Consider the following 14364-nt stretch of genomic DNA (forward strand, 5'->3'; position numbering starts at 1 on the left):
TCAGCTTTTGCCGCTGTTGGACCATGCCGCGAGGCGGCGCGTCAGCGGCGGCGGCAGGCGACGCAGGGCTCGCTTCAGCAGCGGCCGCCAGTTCGCCAGGCCGGATTTCACGATGAGCCGGCCCTTCCAGGACAGCGGCAGCACCGAATCGGTCACGGCCGTCACGCCATCGGCATGCTCGTACTTATAGGCATCGGCCGGCGCGAGCAGGTCGAAGATCGCATTGCCGCGCGCTTTTGCGCAGGAGAAGCTGTGATGCACGAGCAGGCCGCCGACGCCGCCGCGCTCATGCTCCGGGTGGGTCGCGATGACGTGGCCGAAGCTCGCGCCCTTGCAATCGAGCGCAAGGTCGAGGCCGATCGGCGCGCCATCGCAGGAGATGATCGCGATCCGCAGCGGCGAATCTCCCTCGGCATCGCCCGCGAGATCGCGGAAGAACGCCGAGAAGCGCGGATCGGAAATCGTCGGCGCGAGCACGCCATGGCGCAGCAGCGCCGCCTGCTTCATCGCGATCGCGGCGACAGCGAGATCGGCGGCCTCCTGCCCCGGCCCGGCCATCGCGAAGCCGATCGTCCCGCGCTCGGAGAGCCGCCGCAAGCGCCTGCGATGATTCGAGCGCTCGCGCGCGGCATAGGCCTGGCTTGGGCCGCCGGCGCCGACGCGCGCATCGAGATCGGCGAAGGGCGCGTCAAGCCGCTCCCGCAATACGGCTCCGGCGACGAGACCCGATCTCGACAACACCGAATCGGCGCGCAGCTTGCGCAGTTCGAAGAGATCCGCGCCGAGTTGATGAAGCGCGGCCCAGCCTGCATGAAGCAGCGCGGCCTCATCGCCCGCTCGCTCGACCAGCACATCCCCGAACTGCGCCACCGGAACGCCCATGAAGCGCAGGCTGACCACGCCGAGGTGACGCCGGCGCGCCAGCGGCCAGACCATGACGAGACGCCCGCTCTGCCTTGCCGTGACGATGCACAGGCGCGTTCCGGCATCGAGATAATGCCGCGCCCAATGTCGCAACACGGCATGGCGCTGGAACACCTGATGCGGCAGGCCCGCACGGGCGAAAAGCGCATCCCATTCGTCCTGCAGGGCGAGGAACGCGTCTGGCGTGTCGACGACGGCGATCGCGATCTCGTCCTTGCGCGTCGTCGCCTGCGGCAGGTCGCCAGGCCTCGCCTCGACCAGGTCGCCGCGGAAGGAGGCGGTCAGCGTCATGGCTCAGACGCCGGCGCGGACATGGGCGAGGAGCCGCCTGGCGCCGGCCAGCGGAAACCGCGCCAGATAGGGCACGAGCAGCAGCGGATGACGCGCCGCGAACGGCGCGTCATGCTCGACCATATGGCGGATGGCGAGCACCGGCAGCGGCGCGCGCAGGGGCCGGAAATCGGGGTTCCACAGACCAGGCGCATCGGAATCGGCATGCATCAGGCCGATCATCCGGTTGCGCGACAGCGAATAGAATTTGTGGCGGTTCTGGATGCGCTTGAGCATTGCGACGCCGTCCTCGCCGCCGCAGTTCGGGAAGCCGACGATCACCGTGCGGAAATGCGCCATGGCGGGCTTGGCCGGGATCGCCTCCAGCGCCTGGAAGCTTTTGCGGATCAGCTTAAACGCCGCCTCTTCGTCGGCCGGCCCGGCCTCGCTGATGCCGAGCCGGACGGCGTCGATCCTGGCGGCCTGGCGCGTGAAGGGGCAGACCGCGCCGGTCCGGCCGAGATCGGCGTGGGAGGCCATCAGGTAGCCCTCGACCCAGCCGACGAGGCTCGACAAGGCGGCGGGAGCGGCGTCCGCGCAACGCGCCTTCGCATCGGCGAAGCTCGACAAAGCGCCGCTGGCCTCCAGCCCGGCCAGTGGTCCGACGCGATCCATCTCGATCTGGCTCATCGTGCCCGCCCCGCATCCGAAGCGCGAGCCATAGCAGCCCAAGATTAGGGAAACGTTTCGACCGCCGGGCCCGGCTCTTCTGGCGCGTTAGGATTCTGGTAAGCCTCCGACCAGCCGCAAAGCCTGAGCGCCGCGAGCATATGCGGCGGCGGGGCTGCGACGACTGCGACGGGCGGGCGCTTGCGGTAGAGCGGGATCGCGATGCCGCGCGCGTGCAGCTGCAGTCCGGGCCCGCCTTCGCGCGGGGCCGCGCCGTAGATCTCGTCGCCCAGCATCGGCCAGCCCGAGGCCGCGCAATGGACGCGCAGTTGATGCGTGCGCCCGGTCAGCGGCGACAGTTCGAGCCAGGCCAGCGGACCGCTGTCGCCCTCGCCGCGTCCGAGCACGCGAAACGCCGTCCGCGACGGCAATCCCTCGGGATCGACCTTCATCCACCAGCCGCGATCGGGCGCGCGCTTGCCCAGGGGCAAGTCGATCAGCCCTTCGTCCTGTGCCGGATGTCCCTCGACGACCGCCCAATAGGTCTTTCCGATCAGCCCGTCGCGGAACAGCCGGTTAAGATCGGCCATGGCGCGCGGATGGCGGCCGAGCACGAGGCAGCCGGAGGTGTCCTTGTCGAGCCGGTGCGCGGCCTCGGGCCGCCGCGGCAGGCCGAAGCGCAGGGCGTCGAGATGGTCGGTCAGCACGGGTATGATCCTGCGCTTCGCCTGCGGCCCGCGATGCGAGGGCAGGCCGGCCGGCTTGTCGATCACCAGCATCATCGCGTCGCGATAGAGCAGCGAAAACGGCGGCGCGGGATCGGCCCCGCCGCGCGAAATCTCTGGTCGGTCCGGCGCTGTCATGGCATTGCGCTAGCGAAGTGAGGCCACCGACGCAATATCGCGTGCGGCGTGGCTCGCCGACGGGACGCATGATGAGCGAACAGGATCCGAGCAAGCGCGGCTTCTTCTCCAGGATTTTCGGCATCGGGGAGGAGCCGGCGAAACCGGCCGCGCCGGAGACGCAGGCTGTTCCTCAGCCTGCGGCCGCGCCGCCGCCTGAACCCGAGCCCGACGCCATGATCGCGCCCGACGCGCTGCTGGGCGAAACCGCGCCTCTGCCCATCGCGATGCCGGAGCCGGCGCCGGTGCAGGCTCCGCCGGTGACGCCGCCGCCGGTAGTCGCGCCCGAGCCGAAACGCAGCTGGTGGCGCAGGCTGACCGAAGGCCTGTCGCGGACCTCCTCTGCCCTGACCACCGGCATCACCGAGCTTTTCACCAGGCGCAAGCTCGACGCCGGCACGCTGGAGGACCTCGAGGACATCCTGATCCAGGCCGATCTCGGCCTGCCGACCGCCGCCCGCGTCGCGAAGGCCGTCGGCGAGGGCCGCTACGACCGCCAGATCGAGCCGGCCGAGGTCAAGGCGATCCTGGCCCGCGAGGTCGAGGCGATCCTGACCCCGGTGGCGCTGCCGCTGGTCATCGACGCCACGAAAAAGCCGTTCGTGATCCTGATGGTCGGCGTCAATGGCTCGGGCAAGACCACCACGATCGGCAAGCTGGCGCAGAAATTCCGCAACGAGGGCAGGAGCGTGATGCTCGCCGCCGGCGACACCTTTCGCGCCGCCGCGATCGAACAGCTCAAGGTCTGGGGCGAGCGCACCAAAGCCGAGGTCGTCTCGGGCCGGCAGGGCGCCGACGCCTCGGGGCTGGCCTATGAGGCGCTCCAGAAGGCCAGGGCGGCAGGCGCCGACGTGCTGCTCGTCGACACCGCGGGCCGCCTCCAGAACAAGACCGGATTGATGGATGAACTCGCCAAGGTCGTCCGCGTTATCCGCAGGATCGACCCCGAAGCTCCCCATGCGGCGCTGCTGGTGCTCGACGCCACGGTCGGCCAGAACGCGCTCGGTCAGGTCGAGGCCTTCCGGCATACGGCCGGCATCACCGGGCTCGTCATGACCAAGCTCGACGGCACGGCGCGCGGCGGCATTCTGGTGGCGCTGGCGGCGAAGTTCGGCCTGCCGGTGCATTTCATTGGCGTCGGCGAGAGCGTCGAGGATCTGGAGCCGTTCTCGGCCCAGGAATTCGCCCGCGCCGTCGCGGGACTGGGAGAAGCCGCGTGACCAGCGACAACGGAGCCGAGACCGCCGAGGCGGTGACGGAACAGGCGACGAACCACCGCACCGTCAACCCGCTGCTCAAGCTCGCGCTCGAATTCGGGCCTCTCGCCCTGTTCTTCTTCGCCAACTCCTATGGCGACAGGCTGTTCGGCGTGGCGCAGGACCGGCGCATCTTCGTCGCCACCGGCGTGTTCATGGCCGCCTCGCTCGTGGCGCTCGCCCTGTCGCGCGCCCTGATCGGCTATCTGCCGCGCATGGCGATCGTCAACGCGGTCGTCGTCAGCGTCTTCGGCGGCCTCACCATCGCGCTCGACGACGCCTTCTTCATCAAGGTCAAGCCGACCATCGTGAACACGCTGTTCGGCTGCGTTCTGCTGGGAGGCCTGTATTTCGGCCGCTCGCTGCTGGCGCTGGTGCTGGAGACGGTGCTGCAACTCGACGAGGCGGGCTGGCGCAAGCTGACCCTGCGCTGGGGCCTGTTCTTCTTCGTGCTGGCGGGCCTGAACGAGCTCGTCTGGCGCACCCAGACCCAGGATTTCTGGGTCGCCTTCAAGGTCTGGGGCGTGATGCCGCTGACAATGGCCTTCGCGCTGGCCCAGACGCCGCTGATCCTGAAGCACGAGATCAAGCGGGCCGAGGCGGCGGAGTAGCGGCACTCACTGATATTGCCATTTGGCATTCTTTGCTTTGGGCAAATGGAGAGCGCCATGACGGCCTCGCTGCGCATCGAAACCGGCCAGCCCGACTTCCTTCCCGATCCGATCTCGGACGAGGAGGCGGCCGCCATGTTCCGCGCGGCGATCAATCTGTTCCGGCTCTGGCGCGTCACCGACGAGCAGGCGGCGACGCTGCTCGACCTGCCCGTGCGCAGCTACCGGCGCTGGAAGGCCGGCGAGATCGGCCGGATCTCGCGCGACGGCAGGGCGAGGCTGTCCAACCTGATGGGCATCCACAAGGCGCTGCTCCTGATCTTTCGCGAGCCGCAGCGCGGCTATGACTGGATCAGGGCCGGCAACGCCGTCTTCGACGGCCGCACGGCGCTGGAAGTCATGCTCGGCGACAGGCGAGCGCCCCGGCTGGACCTCGCAGTTCCGCGAGATCAGGCTCGATATCTCAGGCAGGCTGCATGATCTGCGCGGAGGCAGCCCAGCCTTCGCCCCAGTGCCGGCGGCTGACGATTCTGGTCCGTGTCAGGCGCTCGGCGCGCGTCTCCGCAGCACGGGCTCGGACGGCGTGGTCTATCCCGGCATCCGCCGGCCGGGCGGGCAATGCGTCGGGCTGTTCTATCCCGATCTGGCGAAAAGCCCCGTTCAGGGCCGGCGCCTCGACCATCACCGGGACGGCAAACGGGTCGATCTCTACCGCGACCTCAGCGCCGGCGCGGTTTATCGCATCCTGTGACTACTTCGCCGCCAGTCTGATCGCGCCGTCGAGCCGGATGCTCGTGCCGTTGAGCATGTCGTTCTCGACGATGCCTTGCACCAGCGCGGCGTATTCGCTCGCCTTGCCCAGCCGCGACGGGAACGGGATCGAGGCGCCGAGCGAGGCGCGCGATTCCTCCGGCAACCCGTCGAACATCGGCGTCTCGAACAGGCCGGGCAGGATCGTCATCACCCGGATGCCGTAGGCGGCGAGCTCGCGCGCGATCGGCAGCGTCATGCCGACGACGCCGGCTTTCGAGGCCGAATAGGAGGCCTGCCCGATCTGCCCGTCCTCGGCCGCGACCGAGGCCGTGTTGACGATGACGCCGCGCCCGCCGTCGGCGGTGACCGGCTCCAGCGCCGCGAGAGCGGCGGCCGATTTGGCGATGATCCGGAAGGTGCCGGTCAGGTTGATCGCGACGCCCTTCTCGAAGGTCGCCATGTCGTGCGCCATCAGCTCGCCGGTGTCGCGCTTCTTCGAGACGACGCGGCGGCCGGGCGCGACGCCGGCGCAGTTGACGACGATCCGCGCCACGCCATGAGCGGCGCGCGCCTTCGCCAGCGCCGCGTCGACCGAGGCGTCGCTGGTCACGTCGCAGGCGCAGAAGACGCCGCCGGTCTCGGCCGCGACGGCCTCGCCGCGCGCGGCGTTGAGATCGAGCAGCGCGACCTTGACGCCATGCGAGGCGAGCATCCGGGCCGTCGCCTCGCCGAGGCCCGACGCAGCCCCGGTGACGATGGCGGAGAGGGAGGAATCGAGCTTCATCGGCATGCCCCGTCGATCATCATGAGGTCGCGTTTCGTTTAGAGCCTTGGCCGGTGCGCTCCAAGCGGCATGTTTGGCCAGGCTCTTGTGCGGCTTCTCGGTAGGGGCCACATCTTTCGACATTGCGGACACGCCTGCGCGCCAGGATGATGCCGCCGAGATGGGAGACGGGAGAGACGGCATGAGCGAAGGGTTCACCTCGCGCTTCACGCAGGAAGAGATGGCGGCGATCCGCCGGAGTCTGCGCGACGAGGCGCGCTTCGGCGAGACGTTTCTCGCCCGCCTGAAGCGAGTGGCGAAGCGCATTCCCTTCACCGAGGACATGCTCGCCGCCTGGATCTGCACGCGCGATCCGGCGACGCCGCGCCGCGTCCGCCTGACGCTGCTGGCGGCGCTCGGCTATTTCGTGCTGCCGCTCGACGCGATCCCCGACATCATGCCAATCCTCGGCTTCACCGACGACGCGGCGGTGATCGCGGCGGCGCTGGCGGCCGTGGCGAGTTCAATCACGCCCGAGCATCGCGAGAAGGCGAAGCAGGCGATGGCAGAGCTTTAGGCGGTCACAGCGTCAGCACGATCTTGCCCTTGGCCTTGCGGTCGCCGATCAGCGCGTAGCCTTCGGTCCAGCGCTCCAGCGGGAAGGTCGCATGGACATGGGCGCGGATGTGTCCCGCCGCCGCCCATTCCAGCAGCCGCTCCATGTTGCGGCGGTGGCCGGCCTTGTCGCGCGTGACGAACTCGCCCCAGAACACGCCGCGCAAATCGCAGCTCTTGAGCAGCAGCAGGTTGAGCGGGATCTCCGGGATCGCGCCGCCGGCGAAGCCGACCACGAGATAGCGCCCCTCCCAGGCCATGGCGCGCAGGGCCGGCTCGGCGAGATCGCCGCCGACCGTGTCGTAGAGCACGTCGACGCCGCGCCCCTCGGTCAGCCGGCGCAGCCCGGCCTTCACATCCTCGCTGGTGTAGTCGAGTTCCTCCTGCGCGCCATGCTCACGTGCGAGCGCCAGCTTGTCGGCCGAGGAGGCGCAGGCGATGACATGGGCGCCGAGCAGCGCGCCGATCTCGACCGCGGCGAGTCCGGCCCCCCCGGCCGCGCCGAGGATGGCGAGGCTCTCGCCGGCTTTCAGTCCGGCGCGCTGGATCAGCCCGTGCATCGCCGTGCCATAGGTCACGAACAGGCCCGCCGCCTGCGCCTCGTCGAGCGCATCGGGCACCCTGACGATGGCGTCGGTCGGCACCACGACCTTCTCGCGCGCGGCGCCGTATCCGAGCCAGGCCGCGACGCGCTCGCCGATGCGCCAGCCGGTGACGCCCTCGCCCAGCGCCGCGATCGTGCCGGCGCATTCCGCCGAGGGCGAGAAGGGCAGCGCCGGCTTGGTCTGGTAGCGGTTCTGGATGATCAGCGTGTCGAAGAAATTCAGCGCCGCCGCCTTGACCGTGACGACGACCTCGCCCGGGGCGGGCCTCGGCTCGGGCACATCGCGGATGACGAGGTCCTCCGCCGGTCCATGCCGTTCGCAAAGCAGCGCCCTCATCGCATCCTCACCCCGCTTCGACCACGCCGTCGGCCTCCAGCACGCGCCGGAGCCGCGTGAAGGCGAGCCTGATCCGCGACTTCACCGTGCCGAGCGGCAGCCCGGTGCGCGCGGCGAGCTCGGCATGCGACAATCCCTCGAAGAAGGCGAGCCTGACCAGTCGCGACTGCTCCTCGGGTAGGCTCTGCAGGGCCTGCCTGAGCGCCTCCTCGCGCCGCTGGGCGTCGATCAGCCGGTCGGGCTCGACTTGGGGCACGGGATGCAGGATCGGGTCCTCGGGGTCGATCCGGCCCGAGCGGTCGCGCCGGGCGAGATCGATGCGGCGGTTGCGCGCGATTCGGTAGAGCCAGGTCGCGACCGAGGACTTCGCGGGGTCGAACAGATCGGCCTTGCGCCACAGCGTCGACAGCGTGTCCTGCACGACCTCCTCGGCCAGCGCGGCATCGCAGCCCTGCCGCAGCAGGAACCCGTTCAGGCGCGGCGCGAAATGGTCGAACAGCGCCGTGAAGGCGGCGCGGTCGCGCTGGTCCGCAACCGCGCGCAGAAGCGCGGCGAAGTCGGGCGGCGTCACGCCGTCCCTCCGGACGTGACCGGCCGGCGATCGCAAGCCGTGATCTCTTTCGCCCGCACCTGGTTTGCCATCCGTTCCGAAGCGCCGCGACGACCAGGTCCACGCCGGCCGGCCGCAGAGGCGCCGTTGTCGCATGCGGCGGCGGCGAACGGAACCGGCCCCGCGCGAGCCTATTCGCATTTTCGCCAGGATCGTGACATTCTATCCGACGTGTTAAGGTTCCTGTCGTTGTTCCGCGTGGCCAGATCGCCCCTCGGTCAAGGCGGCGTTAAGATTTCTGCTGATTGATGGCGGTCGATGATTCCACGTTTTGCCCCCACCGCCATCCGGCTCACCTCTCTCGCGTTCGCGCTCGCCGCCGGCCTCGCGGCCGGAAGCGCCAGCGCGCAGGCCCGGCGTGGAGCGCCTGCCGCCCCCGCGACGGCCGGCGCCACCCAGGCCCAGGCCCAGGCGATGCTGCTGGAGACCGCCGGCAAATGGCAGGCCTTCTCCTCGCAGCAGGGCCGCAACAAGATCTGCTATGCGCTCTCCAAGGCCGAGACGCGCTCGCCCGCGAACCTCAAGGATGTCGAGGGGCTGCTCTTCGTCTCCAGTCGACCCGGCGAGGGCGTGCGCAACGAGATCAGCCTGGTGATGAATTTCGACGTCAAGGAAGACGTCGAGCATCAGGCGGTGATCGGCGAAGAGCGCTTCGCGATGGTCGCCAAGGGCAAGTACATGTTCCTGAAGAATCCGGCCGAGGAGCCGCGCATGCTCGACACGCTGCGCAAGGGCGCCGCCCTCGAGGTGAAAGCCACCTCCAAGCGCGGCAACGCGACCAGTGACAGATACTCGCTCGCCGGTCTGACCCAGGTCGTCAAGCGGGCCGAGGACGCCTGCAAGTAGGGCTCGCCTTCAGGCCGGTTTCGCGGGCGGCGTCTCTCGTGCTATGAGCCGCGCCTGACCAGGGCGGCGCGACACGCCCGAGCCCAGCCAGAGTTCCGATGACCACGACCCTTCTCGCTCCCGCCGCACCGGCGGCCGAACCCGTTTTCCCGCGGCGGCTCTCGCTGGTCGGGCGCACGCGCGCCGGCCTGTCCGGAGCGCTGGCCGAGATCGGCGTGCCCGAGAAGGAGCGGCGCATGCGCGTCGGCCAGCTCTGGAACTGGATCTACCATTACGGCGTGCGCGACTTCGCCGCGATGACCACGATCGGCAAGGGCCTGCGCGGGGCGCTGGCCGAACGCTTCACGCTCGACCTGCCGGAGGTCACCGCCGAGCAGGTCTCGACCGACGGCACCCGCAAATGGCTGATCCGCATGGCCCCGACCGGCCCGCGCGACCGCGGCGCCGAGATCGAATGCGTCTACATCCCCGAGGTCGACCGCGGCACGCTGTGCGTCTCCAGCCAGGTCGGCTGCACGCTGACCTGCACCTTCTGCCATACCGGCACGCAGCGTCTCGTGCGCAACCTGACCGCCGAGGAGATCGTCGCGCAATTGATGGTGGCGCGCGACCGGCTCGGCGATTTCCCGAACCGCGGCGCGCCGGGCGGCGCCTTCGTGCCGAACGACGGCGGACGCTTCGTCTCCAACATCGTCTTCATGGGCATGGGCGAGCCGCTCTACAATTTCGACGGCGTGCGCGAAGCCATCGACGTGGTCTCCGACAATGAGGGCCTCTCGCTCGGCCGCCGCCGAATCACGGTCTCGACCTCCGGCGTCGTGCCGCGGATCGGCCCGCTCGGCGACGAGATGGGGACGATGCTGGCGATCTCGCTGCACGCCGTGCGCGACGATCTGCGCGACGAGCTCGTGCCGCTGAACAGGAAATATCCGATCCGGGACCTGCTCGAGGCCTGCCGGACCTATCCCGGCGTCTCGAACGCCAAGCGCATCACTTTCGAATACGTGATGCTCAAGGGCGTGAACGACTCCGACGCCGAGGCGCGCGACCTGGTGCGGCTGCTCAAGGGCATTCCCGCGAAGATCAACCTGATCCCGTTCAATCCCTGGCCCGGCACGAAATACGAATGCTCGGACTGGGACCGGATCGAGCGTTTCTCCGAGATCGTCTTCCGCGCCGGCTACGCCTCGCCGGTGCGCACGCCGCGCGGCCGCGACATCCTCGCCGCCTGCGGCCAGCTCAAGAGCGAGACCGAGAAGCTCTCGGCCCGCGCCCGGCTGATGCTGGACGAGGCCGACGCCGCGGCACAGGCCGGCTGACCGCGATGCTGCGCTGGCTTCTGCTGATCCCCTTCGCCCTGCTCGTCGCCATGGGCGCCGGCCTCTTCGCCATGATGGCCGCGAGCATCGCCTCGAGCGAGATCGCGCTCCTGATCGGCGGCGGCTTCGAGCGGCTGATGGACGCGCTGTTCGGCCTCGCCGAGAGCGGCGTCGATCCCGGTCCCGCGGCGGCGGCCGCCTTCAGCCTGATCGGCCGGCTCGGCCTCGCCATCATCGTCGCGCCGGTGGTGCTGGTCGCTATCTTCAGCGAGCTGTTCCGGCTGCGCGGGGGCCTGATCCAGAGCGGGCTGACCGGCCTCCTCGCCACGCTCCTGCCGCTCGCCATGCTGCGGCTCTCGCGCGCGCCGACCGAGGCCGAGACGCGAGTGATCGGCGCGCTGTTCCTGGTCGGAGCCGCTACGGGTTTTGTCTACTGGATCATCGCGGGGCGTGGGGCTGGCGGAGAACGGCGCAGCGAGATTTGAGTCAGCTCAATCCCCCACCGCCACGCCCTCGCGCCGCCCATCCGCCCCGCCCAAAAACCCTTCCGGCGTCTTGACGATCGCCTGGATGCCCGAGGTCATCTCGAGCAGGCGGACCTCGTGGCCCTTCGCTTCCAGCGCCGCCTTCCAGGCTTCGGCCTCGGTGCCATTCTCAAGTTCGGTCGGGCCGTTGCGGCTGCCGAAATTGCCGAGGTCGACCGCCTGTTGCGGGTCCATTTTCCAGTCCAGCAGCGCGACCAGCGTCTTGGCGACATAGCCGATGATCTGGCTGCCGCCGGGCGAGCCGACGACGGCATGGAGCCGTCCGAAGGCGTCGAAGACCAGCGTCGGCGCCATCGACGAGCGCGGCCGCTTGCCGCCCTCGACCCGGTTGGCGACGGGCTTTCCGTCCTCCTCCGGCGCGAAGGAGAAATCGGTCAGTTCGTTGTTGAGCAGGAAGCCCCCGGCGGTCATCAGCCGCGCGCCGAAGCCGTCCTCGATCGTGGTGGTCATCGAGACCGCGTTGCCGGCCTCGTCGATCACCGAGATATGGCTGGTGCCGTTCTCGACGCCGTCGGACGGCGCGAGAAGCTGGGCGCGCTTGTTGGGCGGTTCGCCGGCCCTGGCCCGGCCGATCGATGTCTCCGGGCCGACCAGCGAGGCCCGTCCGCGGACATAGTCGCGGTCGATCAGGCCTGCCAGCGGGATGCCGATGAAAGTCGGGTCGGCGAGGTAGAGCGCCCGGTCGGCGAAGGCGAGCCGCCCGGCCTCGCTGAACCAGTGGGCGGCTTCGGCGCCCGCGCCGAGACGCGCCATGTCGCGCGTCTCCAGGATGCCGAGCATCTGCTGGACCGCGACCGCGCCCGAACTCGGCGGGCCCATGCCGCAAATGCGCCAGACACGATAGGCGCCGCAGACCGGCTCGCGCTCGACGACGCGGTAGCCGGCGAGATCGGCCAGCGTCATGTCGCCGGGATTGCCGGCATGCCCGGTCACCGTCGCGACGATGTCCTGCGCGATCGGGCCTTCATAGAAAGCGGCAGCGCCACGCTCGGCGATGGCGCGCAGCGTCGCGGCGAAAGCGGGATTCTTGAGCACGGTTCCGACCGCCTTCGCCTTGCCGTCCGGCTCGTAGAAATAGGCCGCGGCGCGCGGATCGCTCTTCAGGGCCGCCTCGCCGGCGAGAAGCCCGTTCAGGCGCGGCGAGATCGCGAAGCCCTGCTCGGCCAGCGCGATGGCGGGCGCGATCACCCGCGGCCAGGGCAGATTGCCCCAGCGCCTGTGCGCCTCCTCCAGCAGTTTCATCGTGCCGGGCACGCCGACCGACAGCCCGCCGACCACGGCCTGCCGGAACGAAAGCGGCTTGCCGTCCGCGCCGAGGAAACGGCCGGGCCTGGCGGCGGCGGGCGCGGTCTCGCGCCCGTCCAGCGTGGTCACAGTGCGTTTCGCCTCGTCCCAATGGACGAAGAACGCCCCGCCGCCGATGCCGGAACTCTGCGGTTCGACCAGGTTGAGCACGAGCTGGATCGCGATCGCGGCGTCGGTGGCGCTGCCGCCCGCGCGCAGGATCTCCCGGCCGGCGTTCGCGGCGAGCGGGTTGGCGGCGGCGGCCATATGGCGCTGCGCGACGCCGGACACCTTGGCGATCCGCCCGGTGGCGGCCTCCGGCGCGGGCGCGGGCGTCTGGGCGCCTGCGCCGGTGGCGATGGCGACGCCCAGCAGCAACCCGACCGCGCGGCATGTCGAAATCCGGTCGCTCATGATCGATCTCCCTTGCCCGTGCTGCCGTGAGTCTAGCGCGTCGGCCTCGCCTTGCGCCATTCCGCCTTCATGTCTTGGAGACGCGGCGGGTCGGCGCTAAGGTCGGCCCGCATCCGGCTCCGGATGCGACGCTCCGAGAGGCCTGCCCGATGTCGATCTCCGTCCCGCTCCGCCGTCGCCGCCTCGGCGCGGTCATGCTCGCCGGTCTGCTCGGGCTCGCGCTCGCCGGCTGCGGCGTCAACAACGTCCCGACGCTGGAGGAGGCCGCCAAGGCGCGCTGGAGCGAGGTCCAGAACCAGTACCAGCGCCGCGCCGATCTGATCCCGAACCTCGTCGAGACGGTGAAGGGTTTCGCGGCCCAGGAGCGCGAGGTGCTGACCGCCGTGGTCGAGGCCCGCGCAAAGGCGAGCTCGGTCAAGGTCGACGCCTCGACCATCACCGATCCGGCCAGGTTCAAGGAGTACCAGGATGCGCAGAACCAGCTCTCGGGCGCGCTCGGGCGGCTGCTCGTCACGGTCGAGCGCTATCCCGAACTGAAGTCGAACCAGAATTTTCTCGCCTTGCAGTCTCAGCTGGAGGGCACCGAGAACCGCGTCGCCGTGGCGCGCCGCGACTACATCCAGGCGGTGCAGACGTTCAACACCGAGATCCGCACCTTTCCTGGCGTGATCTGGGCAAGGCTGTTCTGGGGCGCGAAGGCGATGGAGACCTTCGCGGCGACGGCCGGAGCCGAGCGCCCGCCGGCGGTGAAGTTCTGACGCGTGGCCGTCGCTGTCCGAACGAGGCGCCGGGAACCCCTCTCCCGGAGGGAGACGGGCGGGAGCGGTATACTCCCCTGCTTGAGCCTGCTTTTCCTTTGCTTTTTCAATACCTTTGGCTTGGCCCAACCAAGCTATCCGCCTCTGACCGGGCGCATCGCCGACGGCGCTAACCTGATCGCGCCGGCCCCCCGCCAGCGCATCGAGGCCAAGCTCAAGGCGCATGAGGACAAGACCACCGACCAGCTCGTGGTCGCGACCGTGCCGTCGCTCCAGGGCGTCAGTGTCGAGGACTTCGCCAACGGCCTGTTCCGCTTCTGGAAGCTCGGCGAGAAGGCAAAGAACAACGGCGTGCTGCTGCTGGTCGCCCCGAACGAGCGCAAGGTCCGGATCGAGGTCGGCTACGGTCTCGAGGGCGCGCTCACCGACGCGCTCTCCAAGATCATCGTCACCACGGCTATCGCGCCGAAGTTCAAGACCGGCGATTTCGCGGGCGGCATCGAGGCCGGCGTCGACGCGATCCTGACCATCCTGACCGGCGACGCCGAGGAATGGCAGCGCCGCGCCGTGGTCCGCGACGACGAAAGCTCGATGATCGAAGCCGTCGCCGTCATCATGGCGATGGTCTTCGTCTTCATCCTGATCTTCGCCTTTCTGCGGGGCTTGAACGGCGCGCAGGGAACGCGACGGCACCGCATGCGCGACGGCCGCTGGGTCGTTCTGCCCTCCGCGGGATCCTCCTCCGGCTGGAGCACGGGGTCGTCCGGCGGGAGCTGGAGTTCCGGGTCGAGTTCGGACAGTTTTTCCGGCGGCGGCGGCTCGTCGGGCGGCGGCGGCGCTTCGGGGGACTGGTGATGGCGCAAATCCTGAATCGGGGAGAGCCC

16 protein-coding genes and 1 pseudogene are annotated in these 14364 nt (G+C 69.6%); 10 read left to right on the top strand and 7 right to left on the bottom strand.

From position 1 onward, the window contains the following. Genes AC1RRW_RS13180 through AC1RRW_RS13190 form a run of 3 tightly spaced genes read right to left on the bottom strand, consistent with a single transcriptional unit; the run spans nt 1 to nt 2645 of the window. A complete protein-coding gene (locus AC1RRW_RS13180) occupies nt 1–1215 on the bottom strand; it encodes a GNAT family N-acetyltransferase (RefSeq protein WP_492901217.1) in 1215 nt (404 codons plus the stop codon). A gap of 3 nt (nt 1216–1218) precedes the next feature. Next, nucleotides 1219–1884, bottom strand: a complete 666-nt coding sequence (locus AC1RRW_RS13185; RefSeq protein ID WP_492901218.1) for a DUF6875 domain-containing protein — start codon at nt 1882–1884, stop codon at nt 1219–1221. A gap of 44 nt (nt 1885–1928) precedes the next feature. Then, nucleotides 1929–2645: an RluA family pseudouridine synthase gene (locus tag AC1RRW_RS13190; protein WP_492901357.1), complete on the bottom strand. Its 717-nt coding sequence runs from the start codon at nt 2643–2645 to the stop codon at nt 1929–1931. Nucleotides 2646–2797: 152 nt separating this feature from the next. Here AC1RRW_RS13190 and ftsY point away from each other — a divergent pair, with 152 nt between their 5' ends. The 4 genes and pseudogenes from ftsY to AC1RRW_RS13210 all read left to right on the top strand — a co-directional run. Beyond that, nucleotides 2798–3985 (top strand): signal recognition particle-docking protein FtsY, encoded by a 1188-nt coding sequence (gene ftsY / locus AC1RRW_RS13195; protein WP_492901219.1) that lies wholly within the window; start codon nt 2798–2800, stop codon nt 3983–3985. After that, nucleotides 3982–4632 (top strand): septation protein A, encoded by a 651-nt coding sequence (locus AC1RRW_RS13200; RefSeq protein WP_492901220.1) that lies wholly within the window; start codon nt 3982–3984, stop codon nt 4630–4632. Before ftsY ends, AC1RRW_RS13200 begins: the two co-directional genes overlap by 4 nt. A gap of 57 nt (nt 4633–4689) precedes the next feature. Continuing rightward, nucleotides 4690–5112, top strand: coding sequence for an antitoxin Xre-like helix-turn-helix domain-containing protein (locus AC1RRW_RS13205; RefSeq protein ID WP_492901221.1), 423 nt, complete (start codon nt 4690–4692; stop codon nt 5110–5112). Further along, nucleotides 5075–5383, top strand: a pseudogene (locus AC1RRW_RS13210) (RES family NAD+ phosphorylase); the annotation flags it as partial. The gene AC1RRW_RS13205 and the pseudogene AC1RRW_RS13210, both read left to right, overlap by 38 nt. Here the strand turns inward: AC1RRW_RS13210 and AC1RRW_RS13215 are convergent. Beyond that, complete coding sequence (locus AC1RRW_RS13215; protein WP_492901358.1) at nt 5384–6169, bottom strand: SDR family NAD(P)-dependent oxidoreductase; 786 nt, start codon at nt 6167–6169, stop codon at nt 5384–5386. 181 nt (nt 6170–6350) lie between these two features. On the opposite strand from AC1RRW_RS13215, the gene AC1RRW_RS13220 reads away from it, so the two are divergent. Beyond that, complete coding sequence (locus AC1RRW_RS13220) at nt 6351–6725, top strand: YkvA family protein (protein ID WP_492901222.1); 375 nt, start codon at nt 6351–6353, stop codon at nt 6723–6725. Nucleotides 6726–6729: 4 nt separating this feature from the next. Here the strand turns inward: AC1RRW_RS13220 and AC1RRW_RS13225 are convergent, their stop codons facing one another. Together AC1RRW_RS13225 and AC1RRW_RS13230 are read right to left on the bottom strand one after the other, a co-directional pair. Beyond that, on the bottom strand, nt 6730–7704 hold the full coding sequence (locus AC1RRW_RS13225; RefSeq protein WP_492901223.1) for an NADPH:quinone oxidoreductase family protein: 975 nt from the start codon (nt 7702–7704) through the stop codon (nt 6730–6732). A gap of 7 nt (nt 7705–7711) precedes the next feature. Next, nucleotides 7712–8275, bottom strand: a complete 564-nt coding sequence (locus AC1RRW_RS13230) for a sigma-70 family RNA polymerase sigma factor (protein WP_492901224.1) — start codon at nt 8273–8275, stop codon at nt 7712–7714. A gap of 297 nt (nt 8276–8572) precedes the next feature. On the opposite strand from AC1RRW_RS13230, the gene AC1RRW_RS13235 reads away from it, so the two are divergent. The 3 genes from AC1RRW_RS13235 (at nt 8573) to AC1RRW_RS13245 (ending at nt 10964) form a co-directional block, all read left to right on the top strand. Then, nucleotides 8573–9160, top strand: a complete 588-nt coding sequence (locus AC1RRW_RS13235; RefSeq protein ID WP_492901225.1) for an invasion associated locus B family protein — start codon at nt 8573–8575, stop codon at nt 9158–9160. A gap of 98 nt (nt 9161–9258) precedes the next feature. Beyond that, nucleotides 9259–10479, top strand: a complete 1221-nt coding sequence (gene rlmN / locus AC1RRW_RS13240) for a dual-specificity RNA methyltransferase RlmN (RefSeq protein ID WP_492901226.1) — start codon at nt 9259–9261, stop codon at nt 10477–10479. A gap of 5 nt (nt 10480–10484) precedes the next feature. Next, on the top strand, nt 10485–10964 hold the full coding sequence (locus AC1RRW_RS13245) for a hypothetical protein (RefSeq protein ID WP_492901227.1): 480 nt from the start codon (nt 10485–10487) through the stop codon (nt 10962–10964). 6 nt (nt 10965–10970) lie between these two features. Here the strand turns inward: AC1RRW_RS13245 and ggt are convergent, their stop codons facing one another. Next, on the bottom strand, nt 10971–12722 hold the full coding sequence (gene ggt, locus AC1RRW_RS13250; protein ID WP_492901228.1) for a gamma-glutamyltransferase: 1752 nt from the start codon (nt 12720–12722) through the stop codon (nt 10971–10973). A 194-nt stretch (nt 12723–12916) separates the two neighbouring features. Between ggt and AC1RRW_RS13255 the strand changes: the two genes are divergently transcribed. Further along, nucleotides 12917–13480 carry a LemA family protein gene (locus AC1RRW_RS13255; protein WP_492901359.1) on the top strand — a complete coding sequence of 188 codons (564 nt, stop codon included), beginning with the start codon at nt 12917–12919 and terminating at the stop codon, nt 13478–13480. Between the two features lie 120 nt (nt 13481–13600). Then, nucleotides 13601–14335 carry a TPM domain-containing protein gene (locus tag AC1RRW_RS13260; RefSeq protein WP_492901229.1) on the top strand — a complete coding sequence of 245 codons (735 nt, stop codon included), beginning with the start codon at nt 13601–13603 and terminating at the stop codon, nt 14333–14335. Nucleotides 14336–14364: the final 29 nt, after the last annotated feature.

The sequence above is a fragment of the Allobosea sp. GW821-FHT12C12 genome (assembly GCF_058807355.1).